The 16862-nt window shown below is 52.7% G+C and carries 18 protein-coding genes; 17 read left to right on the top strand and 1 reads right to left on the bottom strand.

Annotation, left to right across the window (positions count from 1 at the left end; genetic code table 11):
- Positions 1-795: 795 nt before the first annotated feature.
- Positions 796-939: a hypothetical protein gene (locus OSC10802_RS49415; RefSeq protein ID WP_155967545.1), complete on the bottom strand. Its 144-nt coding sequence runs from the start codon at positions 937-939 to the stop codon at positions 796-798.
- Between OSC10802_RS49415 and nifB the strand changes: the two genes are divergently transcribed.
- The 17 genes from nifB to OSC10802_RS0110145 all read left to right on the top strand — a co-directional run bounded on the left by nifB (position 933) and on the right by OSC10802_RS0110145 (position 16586).
- Complete coding sequence (gene nifB / locus OSC10802_RS0110225) at positions 933-2387, top strand: nitrogenase cofactor biosynthesis protein NifB (protein ID WP_044170051.1); 1455 nt, start codon at positions 933-935, stop codon at positions 2385-2387. The genes OSC10802_RS49415 and nifB overlap by 7 nt on opposite strands.
- A gap of 41 nt (positions 2388-2428) precedes the next feature.
- Entirely contained in the window at positions 2429-2788 is a 360-nt protein-coding gene (locus tag OSC10802_RS0110220) for a 4Fe-4S binding protein (protein WP_017716689.1), read from the top strand.
- A gap of 17 nt (positions 2789-2805) precedes the next feature.
- On the top strand, positions 2806-4011 hold the full coding sequence (gene nifS / locus OSC10802_RS0110215) for a cysteine desulfurase NifS (protein WP_017716688.1): 1206 nt from the start codon (positions 2806-2808) through the stop codon (positions 4009-4011).
- Between the two features lie 88 nt (positions 4012-4099).
- Positions 4100-4999 carry a Fe-S cluster assembly protein NifU gene (gene nifU / locus OSC10802_RS0110210; RefSeq protein WP_017716687.1) on the top strand — a complete coding sequence of 300 codons (900 nt, stop codon included), beginning with the start codon at positions 4100-4102 and terminating at the stop codon, positions 4997-4999.
- A gap of 245 nt (positions 5000-5244) precedes the next feature.
- Positions 5245-6132 carry a nitrogenase iron protein gene (gene nifH / locus OSC10802_RS0110205; RefSeq protein ID WP_017716686.1) on the top strand — a complete coding sequence of 296 codons (888 nt, stop codon included), beginning with the start codon at positions 5245-5247 and terminating at the stop codon, positions 6130-6132.
- Positions 6133-6268: 136 nt separating this feature from the next.
- Positions 6269-7729, top strand: a complete 1461-nt coding sequence (nifD, locus tag OSC10802_RS0110200) for a nitrogenase molybdenum-iron protein alpha chain (protein ID WP_017716685.1) — start codon at positions 6269-6271, stop codon at positions 7727-7729.
- Between the two features lie 321 nt (positions 7730-8050).
- Positions 8051-9589: a nitrogenase molybdenum-iron protein subunit beta gene (nifK, locus tag OSC10802_RS0110195; protein WP_017716684.1), complete on the top strand. Its 1539-nt coding sequence runs from the start codon at positions 8051-8053 to the stop codon at positions 9587-9589.
- 198 nt (positions 9590-9787) lie between these two features.
- Positions 9788-10108 (top strand): Mo-dependent nitrogenase C-terminal domain-containing protein, encoded by a 321-nt coding sequence (locus tag OSC10802_RS39535; RefSeq protein WP_044170048.1) that lies wholly within the window; start codon positions 9788-9790, stop codon positions 10106-10108.
- Positions 10109-10242: 134 nt separating this feature from the next.
- On the top strand, positions 10243-11604 hold the full coding sequence (gene nifE / locus OSC10802_RS0110190) for a nitrogenase iron-molybdenum cofactor biosynthesis protein NifE (RefSeq protein WP_017716683.1): 1362 nt from the start codon (positions 10243-10245) through the stop codon (positions 11602-11604).
- Positions 11605-11674: 70 nt separating this feature from the next.
- Positions 11675-12979: a nitrogenase iron-molybdenum cofactor biosynthesis protein NifN gene (nifN, locus tag OSC10802_RS0110185; RefSeq protein ID WP_017716682.1), complete on the top strand. Its 1305-nt coding sequence runs from the start codon at positions 11675-11677 to the stop codon at positions 12977-12979.
- An 82-nt stretch (positions 12980-13061) separates the two neighbouring features.
- Positions 13062-13460: a nitrogen fixation protein NifX gene (gene nifX, locus OSC10802_RS0110180; protein WP_017716681.1), complete on the top strand. Its 399-nt coding sequence runs from the start codon at positions 13062-13064 to the stop codon at positions 13458-13460.
- Between the two features lie 135 nt (positions 13461-13595).
- Positions 13596-14069, top strand: coding sequence for a NifX-associated nitrogen fixation protein (locus tag OSC10802_RS0110170; protein WP_017716679.1), 474 nt, complete (start codon positions 13596-13598; stop codon positions 14067-14069).
- Between the two features lie 156 nt (positions 14070-14225).
- A complete protein-coding gene (locus OSC10802_RS0110165) occupies positions 14226-14450 on the top strand; it encodes a CCE_0567 family metalloprotein (protein ID WP_017716678.1) in 225 nt (74 codons plus the stop codon).
- Positions 14447-14764, top strand: coding sequence for a nitrogenase-stabilizing/protective protein NifW (gene nifW / locus OSC10802_RS0110160; RefSeq protein WP_017716677.1), 318 nt, complete (start codon positions 14447-14449; stop codon positions 14762-14764). Before OSC10802_RS0110165 ends, nifW begins: the two co-directional genes overlap by 4 nt.
- Positions 14765-14776: 12 nt before the next feature.
- Positions 14777-15523, top strand: coding sequence for a HesA/MoeB/ThiF family protein (locus OSC10802_RS39530; RefSeq protein WP_044170046.1), 747 nt, complete (start codon positions 14777-14779; stop codon positions 15521-15523).
- Positions 15524-15690: 167 nt separating this feature from the next.
- Positions 15691-16065 (top strand): HesB/IscA family protein, encoded by a 375-nt coding sequence (locus OSC10802_RS0110150; protein ID WP_026098355.1) that lies wholly within the window; start codon positions 15691-15693, stop codon positions 16063-16065.
- Between the two features lie 221 nt (positions 16066-16286).
- The gene (locus OSC10802_RS0110145; RefSeq protein WP_017716674.1) at positions 16287-16586 is read left to right on the top strand and encodes a 2Fe-2S iron-sulfur cluster-binding protein; all 300 of its coding nucleotides are present in this window, start codon (positions 16287-16289) and stop codon (positions 16584-16586) included.
- Positions 16587-16862: the final 276 nt, after the last annotated feature.

Here is a 16862-nt window from a genome sequence, read left to right as displayed (position 1 = left end):
AAAAATTTCTTTGGGGTGGGGGTGCTAGTATTTCTCGGCTGGGGAGCGAGTATTTCCAGGCAGGGTGGCGAGCATTTGTGCACTCAATACCAAACCCAACCGGCAGAAAGGTTTGAAGGCTTTTTGCCCGCGATTTTTTGCCACAGGCGCGTGCACTCAAGGGCCCGTCCCCTCCGCTAGTTTTTTTATATATATAGCGCTTCTCAGATTGGTGAGGTACTGAGAAACCCCGTATCCTGCGAACCCGGGTTTCTGGGCCATAGTTCATCCAGCTGAGAGCCGCTATAGATAGGTGGCTGTGCTGTAGGGGCGAAATCTTAAGATTTCCTAAAATCCCCTTTTCTGTGAGACACCCCTGAAAAAAAATGATATTTTAGATACAGAATAGAATTCCGTGGCCGCACTGGGGTAGTCCAAAGTCTGTCTACTCCAGTCTTATTTCCAAGATGACTGCCTTTCAGCGAGCCTTTGGGGGCTCACCCTCTCCGCAGGAAGCAGGTTCCAGGGGGCAGCCAGTTGGAAACGAATTGAGCGTTGAGTGCAGGGGTACGACTCAAAAATCCCTAGGTGAGCAGCCCTAAAACCGAGTCCCAGACGGGCTTTGAGCGTGAGTGCAAGCAACGCCCGCACCCCTTCCCGTAAATACTCGCACCCCAGCTCGAAAATACTAGCGCCCCTACCCCGAAAAAATTTTTTTACCCCCAGCAGCAGCGGGTTGAAGGGGCTGAGTACAAATTTAATTAATTAAATAAATCTGAATCCAGGAGAGAGGCAAAGCTCCAGTTTTGGGGGCTGCTATAACTCTAATAACGCCAGGGCGCTCAACCCTCCGACGAAAGTTACCACTCGTTCCGGACTGCCGGTAAACGTGCTGGCGCACCGAAAATTCGCCTTTTTGGCGGTCAGCCCATCTCTCTCAACCACGGAATTCGATGACACCACCAATATCAGCACTTCAAACACAAGAGGCTCCTGCGGCAAAGGTCGCTCATGCCAGCAAGACATCCAGTGGCTGCGCGTCATCCAGCTGCGGTTCGAGCAGCACAGAAACAATGGATGAGAAGCTCAAGCAGCGGATTGCCAACCATCCCTGCTACAGCGAAGAAGCTCACCACCACTACGCCCGCATGCACGTAGCCGTAGCGCCGGCGTGCAACATCCAGTGCAACTACTGCAACCGCAAATATGACTGCGCCAACGAAAGCCGCCCGGGAGTAGTCAGCGAATTGCTGACGCCGGAAGAAGCCGCGCACAAAGTCCTGGTGATTGCCGGCAAGATTCCTCAAATGACGGTGCTGGGCATTGCCGGTCCTGGCGACCCCCTGGCCAACCCAGAGAAGACTTTCCGCACTTTTGAGCTGATTGCCGAAAAAGCCCCTGATATCAAGCTGTGCCTGTCCACCAACGGCTTGATGCTCCCCGATTACGTCGATCGCATCAAACAGCTGAACATCGATCACGTCACGATCACCATTAATATGGTTGACCCGGAAATCGGGACCAAGATTTACCCCTGGGTTCACTACAAGCGCCGGCGCTACAAGGGTTTGGAAGCCGCCCGCATCCTGCACGAACGGCAGATGGAAGGGTTGCAAGCGCTCCAGGAAGCCGACATCCTGTGCAAAGTCAACTCCGTGATGATTCCGGGGATTAATGATGAGCACTTGGCGGAAGTGGATGAAGTTATTCGCTCCAAGGGTGCGTTCCTCCACAACATCATGCCCCTGATCTCCGCACCGGAACACGGCACCTACTTCGGTTTGAACGGCCAGCGCGGGCCCACGCCTAAGGAGCTCAAGGGACTGCAAGACAAGTGCTCCGGCAATATGAAGATGATGCGTCACTGCCGGCAGTGCCGCGCTGATGCGGTGGGGCTTCTCGGCGAGGATCGCAGCCAGGAATTCACGAAAGACAAGTTCCTGGAAATGACGCCCGAGTACAGCCTTGAAACGCGCAAGGAAGTTCACGATGGGATTGAGAAGTTTAAGGAACAGCTGAAGGCGGCGAAAGGCAAGGTAGCCGGTGCCAAGAAAGTTGCCGGTGCTGCTAAAATCCTCGTTGCGGTTGCCACCAAGGGCGGCGGGCTGGTTAACCAGCACTTCGGTCACGCCAAGGAATTCATGATTTACGAGGTGGATGGCAGCGAGGCTAAGTTTGTCGGTCACCGCAAGGTGGAGCACTACTGCCAGGGCGGTTATGGCGAGGATCACTCCCTGGAAGGGATTATTAAGATGCTCTCCGACTGCAAAGCGGTTCTGGTTTCCAAGATCGGTCACTGCCCCCAAGAGGACTTGCAGAAAGCTGGGATTGAGCCGGTGGAAGCCTACGATGTTATCGAAAAAGTAGCCCTCGACTTCTATCAGACGTGGGCTGAGCGTCAAGCCTAAACCGGCTCCTTTACTCCCTATCCCCTACAAGGCGCATCACAATGACTTACCTCATTACAGACAGTTGCATTGCTTGCGGTCGCTGCCAGTTCCAGTGCCCCACCAGTGCTATCCGCCAAGAGGGACAGCGCTATTGGATAGAACCCAGTCTCTGCAACAATTGCGATGGCTACTACAGCGTGCCCCAGTGCGAGGCGGTGTGCCCAACCAACGGTGGCTGCGTTCGCTCTTCAAGCAGTTTCAGCTCTTCCAGTAGCGCTGGGTACTGGGAGTTGTGGTTCAACACTTACAACCGCGCCTTAGCGCGGCTGAAGTCAGCCCAAAATACCGATTACTGGGAGTGGTGGTTTAACACTTACTCGCAGGAACTCTCGAAGCAGATTCAATCCCGCAAGCCTTAAACTGTAGGAGTGGAAGCATGACCGTAATTTATCTCGACAACAATGCCAGCACGCGGACTGATGAGGCGGTTCTAGAGGCAATGCTGCCTTATTTGACCCAGTATTACGGCAACCCCTCCAGCATGCACACCTTTGGGGGGCAAGTGGGGAAAGCCGTGAGTGATGCCCGGGCCCAGGTCGCAGCACTTTTGGGAGCGGATGTTACAGAAATTCTGTTTACCAGCTGCGGCACCGAGGGGAATAATGCCGCGATTCGGGCGGCGGTTGCCGCTAAGCCAGACAAGCGGCACATTGTTACCACCCAGGTGGAGCACCCAGCGGTGCTGAATGTTTGCAAGCTGCTGGAAAAACAGGGCTATACTGTTACTTACCTGTCGGTGAACAGGAAGGGGCAGCTGGATCTCGACGAGCTGGAAGCGTCGCTCACCGGCAGCACCGCTCTGGTGTCGGTCATGTACGCCAATAATGAAAACGGCGTCATCTTCCCGATTGAGCAAATTGGGCAGATTGTCAAAGAGCGAAACATTCTCTTCCACGTGGATGCGGTGCAGGCGGTTGGCAAACTTCCGCTTAATATGAAGACTAGCACGGTGGACATGCTCACCCTGTCGGGTCACAAACTGCACGCACCCAAGGGGATTGGCGCTCTGTACGTCCGCAAAGGCGTCCGCTTCCGCCCCTTCGTGATCGGCGGCCACCAAGAACGGGGCCGGCGCGGCGGCACGGAGAATGTCCCTGGCATTGTCGCTCTCGGCAAAGCTGCAGAACTGGCCCAGGAACATTTAAAGGAAATAAATTTTGAAAAACAGTTGCGCGATCGGTTAGAAAGAGGTATACTAGGTTCTATACCGGATTGCGAAGTGAATGGGGACCAAAAGCAGCGTCTTCCCAACACCACGAATATCGGGTTCAAGTACATCGAAGGCGAAGCAATTCTGCTATCATTAAACCAGTACGGCATTTGCGCCTCTTCTGGTTCTGCCTGCACCTCGGGCTCTCTGGAACCTTCGCACGTCCTGCGGGCTATGGGCTTACCTTACACAGTGCTCCACGGTTCTATTCGTTTCAGCCTCTCGCGTTACACTACTGAAGCCGAAATTGACCAAGTGCTGGCAGTAATGCCTGGGATTGTAGAGCGGCTTCGCGCCATGTCTCCTTTCAACAGTGACGAAGCGGGCTGGCTGCAAGAGCAGGAAAAAGGACTCTCTTTGGCCCACCGCTAATTTGCCGGACAGGCGTCTCGCCTGTCTGACGCCAAAGAAAGAGTTTAAACATTTTGTAATAATTCACCTCTTGACAAGAAAGACTGCCATGTGGGAATATACAGAAAAGGTAATGGATTTCTTCTACAATCCCAAGAATCAAGGATCGCTAGAAGAAGTCAGCGAACCAGGGCTGAAAGTCGTTACCGGCGAAGTGGGCAGCATTGCTTGCGGGGACGCCCTGAGACTGCACCTCAAAATTGATGAGACGACCAATAAGATAATTGACGCTCGCTTTCAAACTTTTGGGTGTGCCAGCGCAATCGCGTCTTCCTCCGCCCTGACTGAGCTAGTCAAGGGCATGACGGTAGAGGAAGCCCTGAAACTGACCAACCGGGATATTGCAGAATTTCTGGGCGGCTTGCCCGAAGAGAAGATGCACTGCTCAGTCATGGGGCAAGAAGCGCTCGAATCAGCGATTTTCGCTTATAAAGGCATTCCTGTAGTCACCCACGAAGACGATGACGGCGCTCTAATCTGCACCTGCTTCGGCGTCAGCGAACCCCGGATTCGCCGGGTGATTTTGGAAAACAGCCTCACCACGGCGGAACAGGTTACGAACTACGTGAAAGCCGGTGGCGGTTGCGGGTCCTGTCTCTCCCATATTGACGACCTGCTGGAAGAACTCCACCTCGAACAGGAGCGAAAGGCTGCGGCAAAAGCCAAAGAAGCGGCTAGCGCGCAATCCAGCAGCTCTCCCTCTTCTGGACCTCTGACCAACCTGCAAAAAATCACACTGATTCAGAAAGTTTTGCAGGAAGAAGTAAAACCGGTTTTAGCTCTTGACGGAGGAGATGTAGAGCTGTATGATGTAGAAGGAGACCGCGTGAAAGTTCAGTTAAAAGGCGCTTGCGGTTCCTGCTCCAGCAGCACAGCAACTTTGAAAATAGCGATCGAGGCCCGGTTGCGGGAGCGAGTCCTGCCCAGCCTTGTAGTCGAAGCCATATAAATCTTTACTGCCAATTAGGATGCAACCCATGAATAGCTCCAGAGAGCGACCGCCTCCCCGGGCAGCTTTCTAAACCCGCGCAAGCTCTCTCACTCCCTTGAGTGAGTAAGGGGTGCGGCTCACACAAAAAACATAGCCGTTAACTGTCAGTCGAGAACTGCCATTCAACAACTAACAGCTAACAGCTAACCCATCGCACCAGACAACAACTCCAGAATCTAACTAACTAACCAGAGTAAGAAGACATGCGACAAATAGCATTTTACGGCAAAGGCGGTATCGGTAAGTCTACGACCTCTCAAAATACCATCGCAGCACTGGCTGAACTGGGCGAGCGCATCATGATTGTGGGCTGCGACCCGAAAGCAGACTCCACCCGCCTGATGCTCCACTCCAAAGCGCAGACGACTATTCTATCACTGGCTGCCGAACGCGGTGCAGTGGAAGACCTGGAAATCGAAGAAGTGCTGCTCACAGGCTACAAAGGCGTCCGCTGCGTTGAGTCTGGCGGTCCGGAACCCGGGGTGGGCTGCGCCGGTCGCGGGATCATCACCGCCATCAACTTCCTCGAAGAAAATGGCGCTTATGAAGACCTGGACTTTGTGAGCTACGACGTGCTGGGTGACGTGGTTTGCGGCGGTTTCGCCATGCCAATCCGCGAAGGCAAAGCCCAAGAAATCTACATCGTCACCTCCGGCGAAATGATGGCCATGTATGCCGCCAACAACATCGCCCGAGGCATTCTCAAGTACGCTCACTCCGGCGGCGTCCGTCTGGGCGGCCTGATCTGCAACTCCCGCAAAGTTGACCGCGAGCTCGACCTGATTCAAGCTTTGGCTGAGCGGCTCAACACGCAAGTGATTCACTTCGTCCCTCGCGACAACGTGGTCCAGCACGCAGAACTGCGCCGCATGACCGTGATCGAGTACGATCCGACCCACAAGCAAGCCGAGGAGTACCGCAAACTCGCCAAGGCGATCAAGGAAAACACCCGCCTCACCATTCCCACCCCCCTGGAAATGGACGACTTGGAAGCACTGCTTGTCGAGTTCGGTTTCATGGGCGACGAAAAAGAAGTGGAAGGGATCATTGGCAAAACCGCTGCGGAAGAAAGAGCCACCGCTGCAGTCTAACCAGGACGCCAAAAAGTATGGTGGGCACTTTCTCACGGCACTCGCCCACCACCCCCCACAACGACTGCTTCAGGGATGGGCGCTACCCATCGCTCATCCCCCCCACCCCTGCTGCAACACTTAAGAGAGGAAGACGATGACACCACCAGTTGAATCCGTCCAAGATAAAAAAGAGCTAATCAAAGAGGTTCTAGAAGCTTATCCCGAGAAAACTGCCAAAAAGCGGGAAAAGCACCTGAATGTATACGAAGAGGGCAAATCCGACTGCGGCGTTAAGTCTAATATCAAGTCCAATCCTGGCGTGATGACGACTCGCGGTTGCGCCTATGCCGGTTCCAAGGGTGTGGTCTGGGGTCCGATTAAGGACATGATTCACATCAGCCACGGTCCGGTCGGATGCGGTTACTATTCCTGGTCCGGTCGCCGCAACTACTACATCGGAACCACCGGCATCGACACCTACGGGACGATGCAGTTCACCTCCGACTTCCAAGAGCGCGACGTCGTGTTCGGCGGAGACAAGAAACTCGCCAAACTGATTCACGAAATTGAAGCGCTCTTCCCCCTCAACAAAGGCATCAGCATCCAGTCAGAATGTCCCATCGGTCTGATCGGAGATGACATCGAAGCCGTCGCCAAGAAAACCAGCAAAGAAATTAGCAAGCCGGTGGTGCCGGTGCGCTGCGAAGGCTTCCGGGGCGTTTCCCAATCTCTCGGTCACCACATCGCCAACGACTCCATCCGCGACTGGGTGTTCCCCAATGCAGACAAGAAGCGCAAAGAGTCGGGATATGAGTCAGGCGCTTATGATGTGGCAATTATCGGTGACTACAACATCGGTGGGGATGCCTGGTCCAGCCGCATCTTGCTCGAAGAAATGGGCTTGCGCGTCGTCGCTCAGTGGTCTGGTGACGGCACCATCCAAGAGATTGAGCTGACCCCAACCGTCAAATTGAATCTGATCCACTGCTACCGGTCGATGAACTACATCAGCCGGCACATGGAAGAAAAATATGGCATTCCCTGGCTGGAGTACAACTTCTTCGGGCCCACCAAGATTGCTGAATCCCTGCGGGCAATTGCTGAGCACTTCGACGACCATATTAAGGAAGGCGCTGAGCGAGTTATCGCCAAGTACCAAGCCCAAACCGATGCAGTAATTGCCAAGTTCCGCCCGCGCCTGGAAGGCAAAACAGTGATGATCATGGTTGGCGGTTTGCGCCCCCGTCACGTCGTTCCCGCTTTCCTCGATTTGGGGATGAAAATCATCGGCACCGGCTACGAATTCGCCCACAACGACGACTACAAGCGCACCACTCACTACATCGAAAACGGCACCCTGATTTACGACGACGTAACCGCCTACGAATTCGAGGAATTTGTTAAGAAAATTAAGCCGGATTTGGTGGCGTCAGGGATTAAAGAGAAGTACGTTTTCCAGAAGATGGCTTTGCCGTTCCGCCAAATGCACTCCTGGGATTACTCAGGTCCTTACCACGGTTATGACGGGTTCGCAATTTTTGCAAGGGATATGGACTTAGCCCTGAACAGCCCGACCTGGGGTTTAGTGAAGACCCCTTGGAAGAAAGATAGCTAGGGGTTAGAGGGGGGGCGGCACGCCACACGGATACGACGGGTTGGCTTGCTCAACGCCTGCCGGGCGATCAACGCCGACCGGCATCAGAGGTTAGAATGCCCCCCCGCCACTATTATACACGGCGACACCGACCTTGCCACCTGTCAAGATGCCGGTGGCCGGCACGAGAAGCTTAGCCTCGCAGCTTTTAGCCTACAGGATTGAGAATGAAACGCTAGACATACTCTCCTAAACCTGTAGTTTTCCTTCTCAATTCCTTTCCTAATCCAACAACTCATCTGATCGCAAAACTTTTCGCCACGGAATCGGAGAACACTCATCATGGCTCAGAATGTAGAGAAAATCAAAGACCACGCCGAACTATTCCAGCAACCCGAATACCAAGAGCTATTTCAGGCCAAAAAAGAAAATTGTGAGGGCGGGCACAGTCCGGAAGAAGTTGACCGGATTGCAGAGTGGACGAAGACTTGGGAGTACCGCGAAAAGAACTTCTCTCGCGAAGCTTTAACCGTTAACCCGGCCAAAGCTTGCCAGCCCCTGGGGGCAATCCTGGCTGCGGTTGGCTTTGAAGGAACCCTGCCTTTCGTTCACGGCTCTCAGGGATGCGTCGCGTACTTCCGCAGCCACTTTACCCGCCACTTCAAAGAACCCTTCAATGCTGTGTCCAGCTCGATGACTGAGGACGCAGCGGTGTTCGGGGGGCTGAAGAACATGATCGAAGGCTTGGCGAATTCCTACGCCCTCTACAAGCCGAAGATGATTGCGGTTTGCACCACCTGTATGGCAGAAGTCATTGGTGATGACTTGGGCGCATTTATCACCACCTCGAAGAACGACGGTTCTGTTCCCCAAGACTTGCCGGTTCCCTACGCGCACACTCCCAGCTTTGTCGGCTCTCACATTACGGGCTACGACAACATGATGAAAGGGATTCTTTCCAACCTGACTGAAGGGAAGAAGAAAGAAACCAGCAACGGGAAGATTAATTTTATCCCTGGCTTTGAAACTTATGTGGGCAACCTGCGCGAGTTGAAGCGGATGGCGTCTGTGATGGGAGTGCCGCACACCCTGCTGGCGGATAATTCTGAAACCTTGGATTCGCCGAATAATGGGGAATACCAGATGTATCGCGGCGGGACAACCCTGGAGGAAGGGGCTGATTCGATTAACGCCAAGGCAACCATCGCGCTGCAAGCTTACTCCACAACCAAGACGCGGGAATATATCGGGAAAGAATGGCAGCAACCGACTCGCGTTGTCCGCCCCTGGGGGATTAAGGGAACCGACGAGTTCTTGATGGCGCTCAGCGAACTGACTGGACAGCCGATTCCTGAAGAATTGGAAATTGAGCGCGGGCGGGCGGTTGATGCGCTGACGGATTCCCAAGCTTGGCTGCACGGCAAGCGGGTGGCGATGTACGGCGATCCGGATTTGGTAATTGGGCTGGTGCAATTCCTGCTGGAAGTGGGTGCAGAGCCGGTGCATATTGTGGTGACGAACAGCAACGACGTCTTTGAAAAAGAGTTGCAAGCGCTGCTGGATTCTAGCCCCTATGGTAAAGACGGTAAAATCTGGGGTGGCAAAGATTTGTGGCACATGCGCTCGCTGCTGTTCACTGAGCCGGTTGACTTCTTCATCGGCAATTCCTACGGCAAATACCTGTGGCGCGACACCAAAACCCCAATGGTTCGCATCGGCTACCCCATCTTTGACCGGCACCACCTGCACCGCTATTCCACCATCGGCTATCAGGGTGCGATCAATCTGCTGAACTGGATTGTGAATACGGTTCTGGATGAGTTAGACCGCAACACCATTATTCCGGCAAAAACGGATATTTCCTACGACCTGATTCGCTAAAAAAAGCTGTAGAGACGCGATTTCTCGCGTCTCTACACAGCGCCTTACGGCATCAGAGGTAAACTAATTAGATCGGAGAACGATCATCCCGGCGAATACCGAATGCTCCGCTCAACGCCTGCCGGGCGATCGACCCCAGCCGGCATCCAAGGTTCGTTTTAAGTGTTAACTTTTTCATTCTACCCCACGGTGTCTCCTATGGCAAGTCTCACTCACTCTCACGACCATTTCCACCCCCCAGCCCCCGGGCGTCCTTCCTTTGATATCCTGTACCCGTTGCGCCGTAGGGTGGACAGTATAGAGATAACCAGTGCCAAGCTCGCGCACTGGATTTGCCAAGTTATCCCTTGCTGCTGCCCCTTTGAGCGCAATTTCACTCTGTTTGGGCGCACGCTGTTCCACATCCCGCCCCTGTGCAAGCTGAACCCGTTCTATAACGAGTTTGTCGGGTTGCGCTTCCGCGCCTTAAGCTACCTTTCAGATGTGTGCGGCGAAGATGTCACGAAATATATTTGTTAAACTTTTACCCATTCCCGTTGCTACAGGATTTGGAGGCAGCAGCCCAGGAATAGAGGCAGAGCTTCCGGATCTGCGTTCCCAGGCGGAGCCTGGGAACGAGGAATAAAAGCCGCTTAAAATATTAGGAGTAAAAGATGAAGATAACAAAAGGTAAAATAGCCGAACTTCTCAGTGAAAAAGCCTGCGAGCACAATCACAAAGACGGGCAGAAGAAAAAGTCGTGCACGCAGCAGGCGCAACCGGGCGCAGCCCAAGGTGGCTGTGCGTTTGACGGGGCGATGATTGCCTTGGTGCCGATTACAGATGCGGCGCATTTAGTTCACGGACCGATCGCTTGCGCCGGCAATTCTTGGGGCAGCCGTGGCAGTCTTTCCTCTGGGCCTCACCTCTACAAGATGGGCTTCACCACTGATTTGAATGAGAATGATGTCATCTTCGGCGGAGAAAAGAAACTTTATAAAGCGATTAAGGAAGTGTCCGATCGCTACCAACCGGCAGCGGTATTTGTCTACTCTACCTGCGTTACCGCTCTGATTGGCGACGACTTGGATGCAGTTTGCGCCTCCGCTTCCGAAAAAACAGGCATTCCGGTTATTCCTGTCAATTCTCCTGGCTTTGTTGGCAGCAAAAACCTCGGCAACCGCATTGGCGGGGAAGCTCTGATCGAGTATGTTGTGGGAACTGCTGAGCCGGACTTCACCACACCTTACGACATCAACCTGATTGGGGAATATAATATTGCCGGTGAGATGTGGGGGGTGCTGCCTCTCTTTGAAAAAGTGGGGATTCGGGTGCTGTCCAAAATTACCGGCGACGCCCGATATCAAGAAGTCTGCCACGCTCACCGGGCCAAACTCAATGTGATGATCTGCTCGAAAGCGCTGATCAACATGGCGAGAAAGATGGAGGAGCGTTACGGCATCCCCTACGTCGAGGAATCTTTCTACGGCGTGGATGACATGAACCGCTGCCTGCGAAATATTGCTGCGAAACTGGGCGATGCGGATTTGCAGGAGCGAGTGGAGAAATTAATTGCTGAGGAAACTGCCGCCCTGGATGTGGCGCTGGCTCCCTATCGCGCCCGACTGAAGGGCAAGCGGGTGGTGCTTTACACCGGCGGCGTGAAAAGCTGGTCGATTATTTCGGCGGCGAAAGATTTAGGCATGGAAGTGGTTGCCACCAGCACCAAGAAAAGCACTGAGGAAGATAAAGCCCGGATTAAAGAATTGCTGGGCAAAGATGGTATTATGCTGGAAAAGGGCAACGCTCAAGAATTGCTGCGCGTGATTGAAAAGACAAAAGCAGATATGCTGATTGCCGGCGGTCGCAACCAATATACAGCGCTGAAAGCCCGGATTCCCTTTCTGGATATCAACCAGGAACGCCACCACCCCTATGCCGGTTATGTCGGAATGGTGGAAATGGCGCGAGAATTGGAGGAGGCGCTCTACAGTCCGGTGTGGGAGCAGGTGCGCCGGCCCGCGCCTTGGGAGTGAGGGTTTTAGATTTTAACCGCCAAGAGCGCCAAGATTGGAAGATTTTAGATTGGGGCAGACAGGTATCGCTATGGCTACAGTCACAACACGTCAAAAATCTGTTGCGGTAAATCCCCTCAAGCAAAGTCAGCCTTTGGGTGCGGCCTTAGCTTTTCTGGGTTTGAAAGGAACGATGCCTCTGTTCCACGGCTCCCAAGGGTGCACGGCTTTTGCCAAAGTTCTTCTGGTGCGTCATTTCCGGGAAGCGATTCCCCTGTCCACCACGGCGATGACTGAAGTGACGACGATTTTGGGGGGCGAGGATAATGTTGAGCAGGCGATTTTAACCCTGGTGGAAAAGTCGAAGCCCGAGATTATTGGACTGTGCACGACGGGTTTGACGGAAACTCGCGGGGATGATATGGAAGGCATCCTCAGAAGTATTCGGAAACGCCACCCAGAGTTAAATACACTCCCTATTGTTTTCGTTTCAACTCCCGATTTTAAGGGGGCGCTGCAAGATGGTTTTGCGGCAGCAGTTGAGAGTATTGTCAGGGAGATTCCTGAAGCTGGGGAGAAAAATCCGCATCAAGTTACGATTCTGGCCGGCCCTTCGCTGATGCCTGGGGACCTGCAGGAAATTAAGGAGATTGTCTCGGATTTTGGGCTGGTCCCGATCGCGGTTCCCGACTTGTCTGGCTCTCTGGACGGCCACTTGGATGACAGTTACAGCGCTACCACCACGGGGGGGACGGCGCTGGCGGACTTGCGCAAGGTGGGGTCGTCGGCGTTTACGCTTGCGATCGGGGAGAGCGTGCGGAAAGCGGCTCGCAGTTTGTGTGAGCGCTTTGGCACCAACTATCAGGTGTTTGAGCGTCTGTCTGGTTTGGGGCCTGCCGACAGTTTTTTCCACCTGCTGTCGCAGCTTAGCGATCGCCCTGTGCCGGAAAAATACCGCCGGCAGCGCCGCCAGCTGCAAGATGCCATCCTCGACACTCATTTCTATTTTGGCCGCAAGCGGGTGTCCCTGGCGCTGGAGCCGGATTTGCTCTGGCAGATGAGCTGGTTTTTCCGGGAGATGGGCGCGGAAATTCAGGCGGCTGTGACCACTACCAAGTCGCCTCTACTCGAACAGATGCCGGTGGAAACGGTGATTGTTGGCGACTTGGAAGATTTCCAGGAACTGGCAGCCGGTTCGGATTTGCTCATTGCCAACTCCCACGGGAAGGCAGTTTCCAAAAAACTGGGCATCCCCCTCTACCGGCAAGGAATGCCAATTTTTGACCGATTGGGAAATGGCCATCGCTGCTCTGTCAGTTACCGGGGGTCAATGCAACTTTTATTCGATATTGGCAATGTTTTGCTGGAACAAGAAGAAGCGAGCGTCAAACATTAAAAGAGAATTAAAATCGCTTCAAAAGCTTGACTTTTCAGGTGGAGCTCTCATAGAATGATGTCTAGGCTAAGGGAGAGAAAACATGAAAATAGCGTTCGCCACAAATGATTTGGTTCACATAAACGCCCATTTTGGCTGGGCCAAACAAATGGCCGTTTACGAAGTTTCTCCAGAAGGGTATGACTTTTTAGAGGCTGTCAAGTTTGAGGGCGACCTGAAAGAAGATGGCAATGAGGACAAACTCGTTCCCAAAATTGAAGCCCTTTCTGACTGCACAATTGTCTATGTATCCGCGATTGGTGGGAGTGCGGCGGCAAGGCTTATTCGCAAGCGAGTCACGCCGATAAAGTCGAGGTCTGAGGAGGAGCAGATTACTGACATTCTCGACCAGCTCGTAAAGACACTCAAGGGAAATCCGCCGCCCTGGCTTCGCAAGGCTCTACAGCAAAAGGACAAATCCAGTGATTTTGAGGAGGAATAACTCCAAGGGCAAACGCCAACCGAGGGAAAAGTACACGCAAGTTGCTTGCGCTCTGCCCCTGATTCTACTTTTCCCTTTTAACCTGCGCTGGTTTTCAGAATTTATCGAATTCATGGATGAGGAAAAAACACAAATATGACGGTAAAAACTCCCGAACAGCAGACAAACTCTGATATTCTAGAGCATCCTTTCTTGCAAGAAATGGTACGGCAAATACGGGCCCAAGATTCTTTTGGCACTTACCGGAAATGGTCGAACGATCTAGTCCTCAAACCCTTAATTCTGACCAAAGAGCAAAAACGAAAAATTTCAGTTGACGGGGATGTAGATCCGGTCACCAAGTTGCGGATTTTTGCGTTCTACCGATCGGTGGCTGTTTGCGTCGAGCAGGAAACCGGTCAGCTCGCCCAGGTTGTAATTGATTTGAGCCATGAAGGTTTTGGCTGGGCGCTTGTCTTTTGCGGTCGTCTTTTGGTGGTGGCCAGAACCCTGCGCGACGCTCAGCGGTTTGGCTTTGACTCCCTGGAAAAATTAGCAGCGGAGGGAGAAAAACTGACACAAGCTGCGGTAGATTTGGCGAAGCGCTATCCTGAAGTAGCGAAGGCTTAATAAGCCATCCAGTTGAGGGTCCGCAATTATATTTTTTCTTCATCCCTCACCCTGCCGAGGGCAAGAGTTCAATGAATTGCGGGCCATTAACTGGACTTGAGATAGCGCATCAGCACGAGGGAACGAACAGCGGACAATTGACAGCAGGACAAGGTTATGGTTAAAGTAGGAGAGTCACCGCAAAGCGTTGAGGATCTAAAAACTCAAATTAAACGCCTGAATAGCAAGGGTGGCCAGCTGAAGATGGAGCTTCACGATTTGGCCGAAGGTCTGCCGGCGGATTACGAGAACATTATGGAAGTCGCGGGCAGAACCTATGAACTATTCAAACAGTTAGACGAGATGAAGAAACAGCTAAAAGCACTGGAGCAACAGAAATGACACTGACTTTATCTGCTTTCAAATTACTCGTAAATGCCGAGGAATACTTTGAGTTTTTTGGGCTGCCTTACGACCAGCAGTTCGTGAATGTCAACCGGCTGCACATTTTGAAAAAATTTTCCCAGTTTATTGATGAAATTAACTCTAATACCCCAGAAGCGAGCGAGTCAGAAAAGCTCAGCCTGTACCAGCAGGCTCTCCAGCAAGCTTACGAGCTGTTCCAATCTTCAACACCTGTGGAGCAAAAGCTATTCAAGGTGTTTAATGAAAAGCCGGCCAATGTTGTTTTGCTAACCGACATCAAGACCGAATAAGGAGCAAAAATCGTGTTCAACCTTACACCCACTGAATTAGAACGCTACCGGCGTCAGATGATGCTCCCCGGTTTTGGCGAAGAAGCGCAGAACAAGCTTCGCAAGGCCACCGCGCTCGTCACGGGTGTGGGGGGACTGGGCGGAACAGCGGCTCTCTATTTAGCAGTCGCCGGTGTCGGGCGGCTGATTCTAGTCCGGGGTGGCGAACTGCGGCTCGATGATATGAACCGGCAGATTCTGATGACCCATGACTGGGTGGGCCAGCCGCGAGTTTTCAAAGCAAAAGAAACCCTAAAGGGCATCAACCCTGATGTGGAAATCGAAGCGATTCCAGAATATGTCACTTCAGAGAATGTAGACTCCCTGGTGCTGCAGGCGGATGTTGCCCTCGACTGCGCTCACAATTTTGTAGAGCGAGATTTATTGAATGCCGCTTGCGTGCGCTGGCGCAAGCCAATGGTGGAAGCGGCAATGAACGGAATGGAGGCTTACCTGACCTCAATTATTCCCGGTAAAACTCCCTGTCTGTCCTGCATCTTTCCAGAAAAACCGGATTGGGACCGGCGCGGTTTCGGCGTGCTGGGTGCGGTTTCTGGGACTCTGGCTTGCCTGACTGCCCTGGAGGCTATCAAACTGATCTCCGGCACTGGCAAGCCCCTGCTGTCCCAACTCCTGACCATGAACTTAGACAGCATGGAATTTGCTAAGCGCCGGCCCTACCATGACCCCTACTGTCCTGTCTGCGGCAGCATCCATTAATACCAATTTTGGATTTTGTATTTGGGCTTGAAAAAGGCTACAGCATTTTCATCTCCCAAAAAATAATCCCTGTCCAAACTTGGTATAACCCGGCACTTACCTCGCTCCCAGAATATCGGCTTTTGTCCAGAAACGAAAACGCAAAAACAATCAGAGAAGGAGATATCATGGCTCTCAGCTTAACGGAAAAAGCAGCATTTCGGCTTCGCACTTTCCTGCGATCCAGCCGCGCTCAGGAAGAAACCCCCACACCTGTAGGCGTCCGGCTGGCGGTGGTTGATGGCGGCTGTAGCGGGTACGAGTATTCCTTGGATATAACCAGCACGCCCAAACCAGATGACGTGGTGTTTGAGGAAGACAAAGTGCTTTTCTATATCGACCGGCAAAGTGCGCCGTTACTGGAAGGCATTGTTATCGACTTTGTTGAGGGGCTCACCCAGTCCGGGTTTAAGTTTCTCAACCCGAACGCCACTGAAAGCTGTGGCTGTGGCAAATCCTTCAAAGCCGGTGACTGCACGCCAGCCGCTGCCCCCTGCAGTTGAGCTAAAGCCCAAAAGTTTGTAGGGGCGGGTTTACTAATATCTAAACTTCGCAGAAACATTTTGGGTGAAACCGCCCCTACTTTAGCCCAAAAGTTTGTAGTTGGGCTTTAGCCCAACCCTAACCCTCATTCCAAGCCCGGAGCCGCAGGCTGACCGTCAGGGGGGCTGGAAACAAAAGCACAGTGCGATAAAATTCCCGATTGCTTAAGGATGGTCTAGCGATGGCAACTTACAAGGTACATTTGGTCAATAAAAAATACTCTATCGACACCACATTTGAAGTGGACGAGAATACCTACATCCTGGATGCGGCAGAAAAAGAAGGGATAGATTTGCCCTTCTCGTGTCACTCAGGCGCTTGCTCTAGCTGTGTCGGCAAAGTCATAGAAGGTGAAATCGATCAGTCCGACCAAACCTTTCTGGATGACGAACAGATGGCCAAAGGATACGCCCTCCTTTGCGTGACCTACCCCCGGTCTGATGTCACTATCCGCACGCATCAAGAAGCGTATCTCGTTTGAAATCTTCTGAAATATTTATTTCAACCTCACGCTTCACTAGGGGCCGCAGTTTTTCCCAAAAACTCCGGCTCCTATCATCCATATTTTAGAGGAATTTTTTGGGGGAAGATACTCGCTATAATTGAGGTCGCCCATGCCACATAGTTTTTGGGGACGCCTATTGGCTTCCTTGGAATTGTTGATTTACCTGCTGGCCAGTTATAGCCTAGCCTTAGCCTCCGAGGCTAAACCTCCAACAACTATTCACGCCCCAATTGGAAAAGAAAGGAGTATAGT

Source organism: Kamptonema formosum PCC 10802 (assembly GCF_000332335.1).
Taxonomy (GTDB): Bacteria; Cyanobacteriota; Cyanobacteriia; order Cyanobacteriales; family Oscillatoriaceae; genus Oscillatoria.
This window is presented reverse-complemented; position numbering and strand designations above follow the sequence as displayed.

Excerpts from the sequence above, each read along its gene's own strand:
- nifE (WP_017716683.1), top strand. The coding sequence starts at position 10,243 with ATGAAGATAACAAAAGGTAAAATAGCCGAACTTCTCAGTGAAAAAGCC.
- nifS (WP_017716688.1), top strand. The coding sequence starts at position 2,806 with ATGACCGTAATTTATCTCGACAACAATGCCAGCACGCGGACTGATGAG.
- nifB (WP_044170051.1), top strand. The coding sequence starts at position 933 with ATGACACCACCAATATCAGCACTTCAAACACAAGAGGCTCCTGCGGCA.
- OSC10802_RS0110145 (WP_017716674.1), top strand. The coding sequence starts at position 16,287 with ATGGCAACTTACAAGGTACATTTGGTCAATAAAAAATACTCTATCGAC.
- nifH (WP_017716686.1), top strand. The coding sequence starts at position 5,245 with ATGCGACAAATAGCATTTTACGGCAAAGGCGGTATCGGTAAGTCTACG.
- nifU (WP_017716687.1), top strand. The coding sequence starts at position 4,100 with ATGTGGGAATATACAGAAAAGGTAATGGATTTCTTCTACAATCCCAAG.
- OSC10802_RS0110220 (WP_017716689.1), top strand. The coding sequence starts at position 2,429 with ATGACTTACCTCATTACAGACAGTTGCATTGCTTGCGGTCGCTGCCAG.
- nifX (WP_017716681.1), top strand. The coding sequence starts at position 13,062 with ATGAAAATAGCGTTCGCCACAAATGATTTGGTTCACATAAACGCCCAT.
- nifD (WP_017716685.1), top strand. The coding sequence starts at position 6,269 with ATGACACCACCAGTTGAATCCGTCCAAGATAAAAAAGAGCTAATCAAA.
- nifK (WP_017716684.1), top strand. The coding sequence starts at position 8,051 with ATGGCTCAGAATGTAGAGAAAATCAAAGACCACGCCGAACTATTCCAG.
- OSC10802_RS0110150 (WP_026098355.1), top strand. The coding sequence starts at position 15,691 with ATGGCTCTCAGCTTAACGGAAAAAGCAGCATTTCGGCTTCGCACTTTC.
- nifW (WP_017716677.1), top strand. The coding sequence starts at position 14,447 with ATGACACTGACTTTATCTGCTTTCAAATTACTCGTAAATGCCGAGGAA.
- OSC10802_RS0110170 (WP_017716679.1), top strand. The coding sequence starts at position 13,596 with ATGACGGTAAAAACTCCCGAACAGCAGACAAACTCTGATATTCTAGAG.
- OSC10802_RS39535 (WP_044170048.1), top strand. The coding sequence starts at position 9,788 with ATGGCAAGTCTCACTCACTCTCACGACCATTTCCACCCCCCAGCCCCC.
- OSC10802_RS0110165 (WP_017716678.1), top strand. The coding sequence starts at position 14,226 with ATGGTTAAAGTAGGAGAGTCACCGCAAAGCGTTGAGGATCTAAAAACT.
- nifN (WP_017716682.1), top strand. The coding sequence starts at position 11,675 with ATGGCTACAGTCACAACACGTCAAAAATCTGTTGCGGTAAATCCCCTC.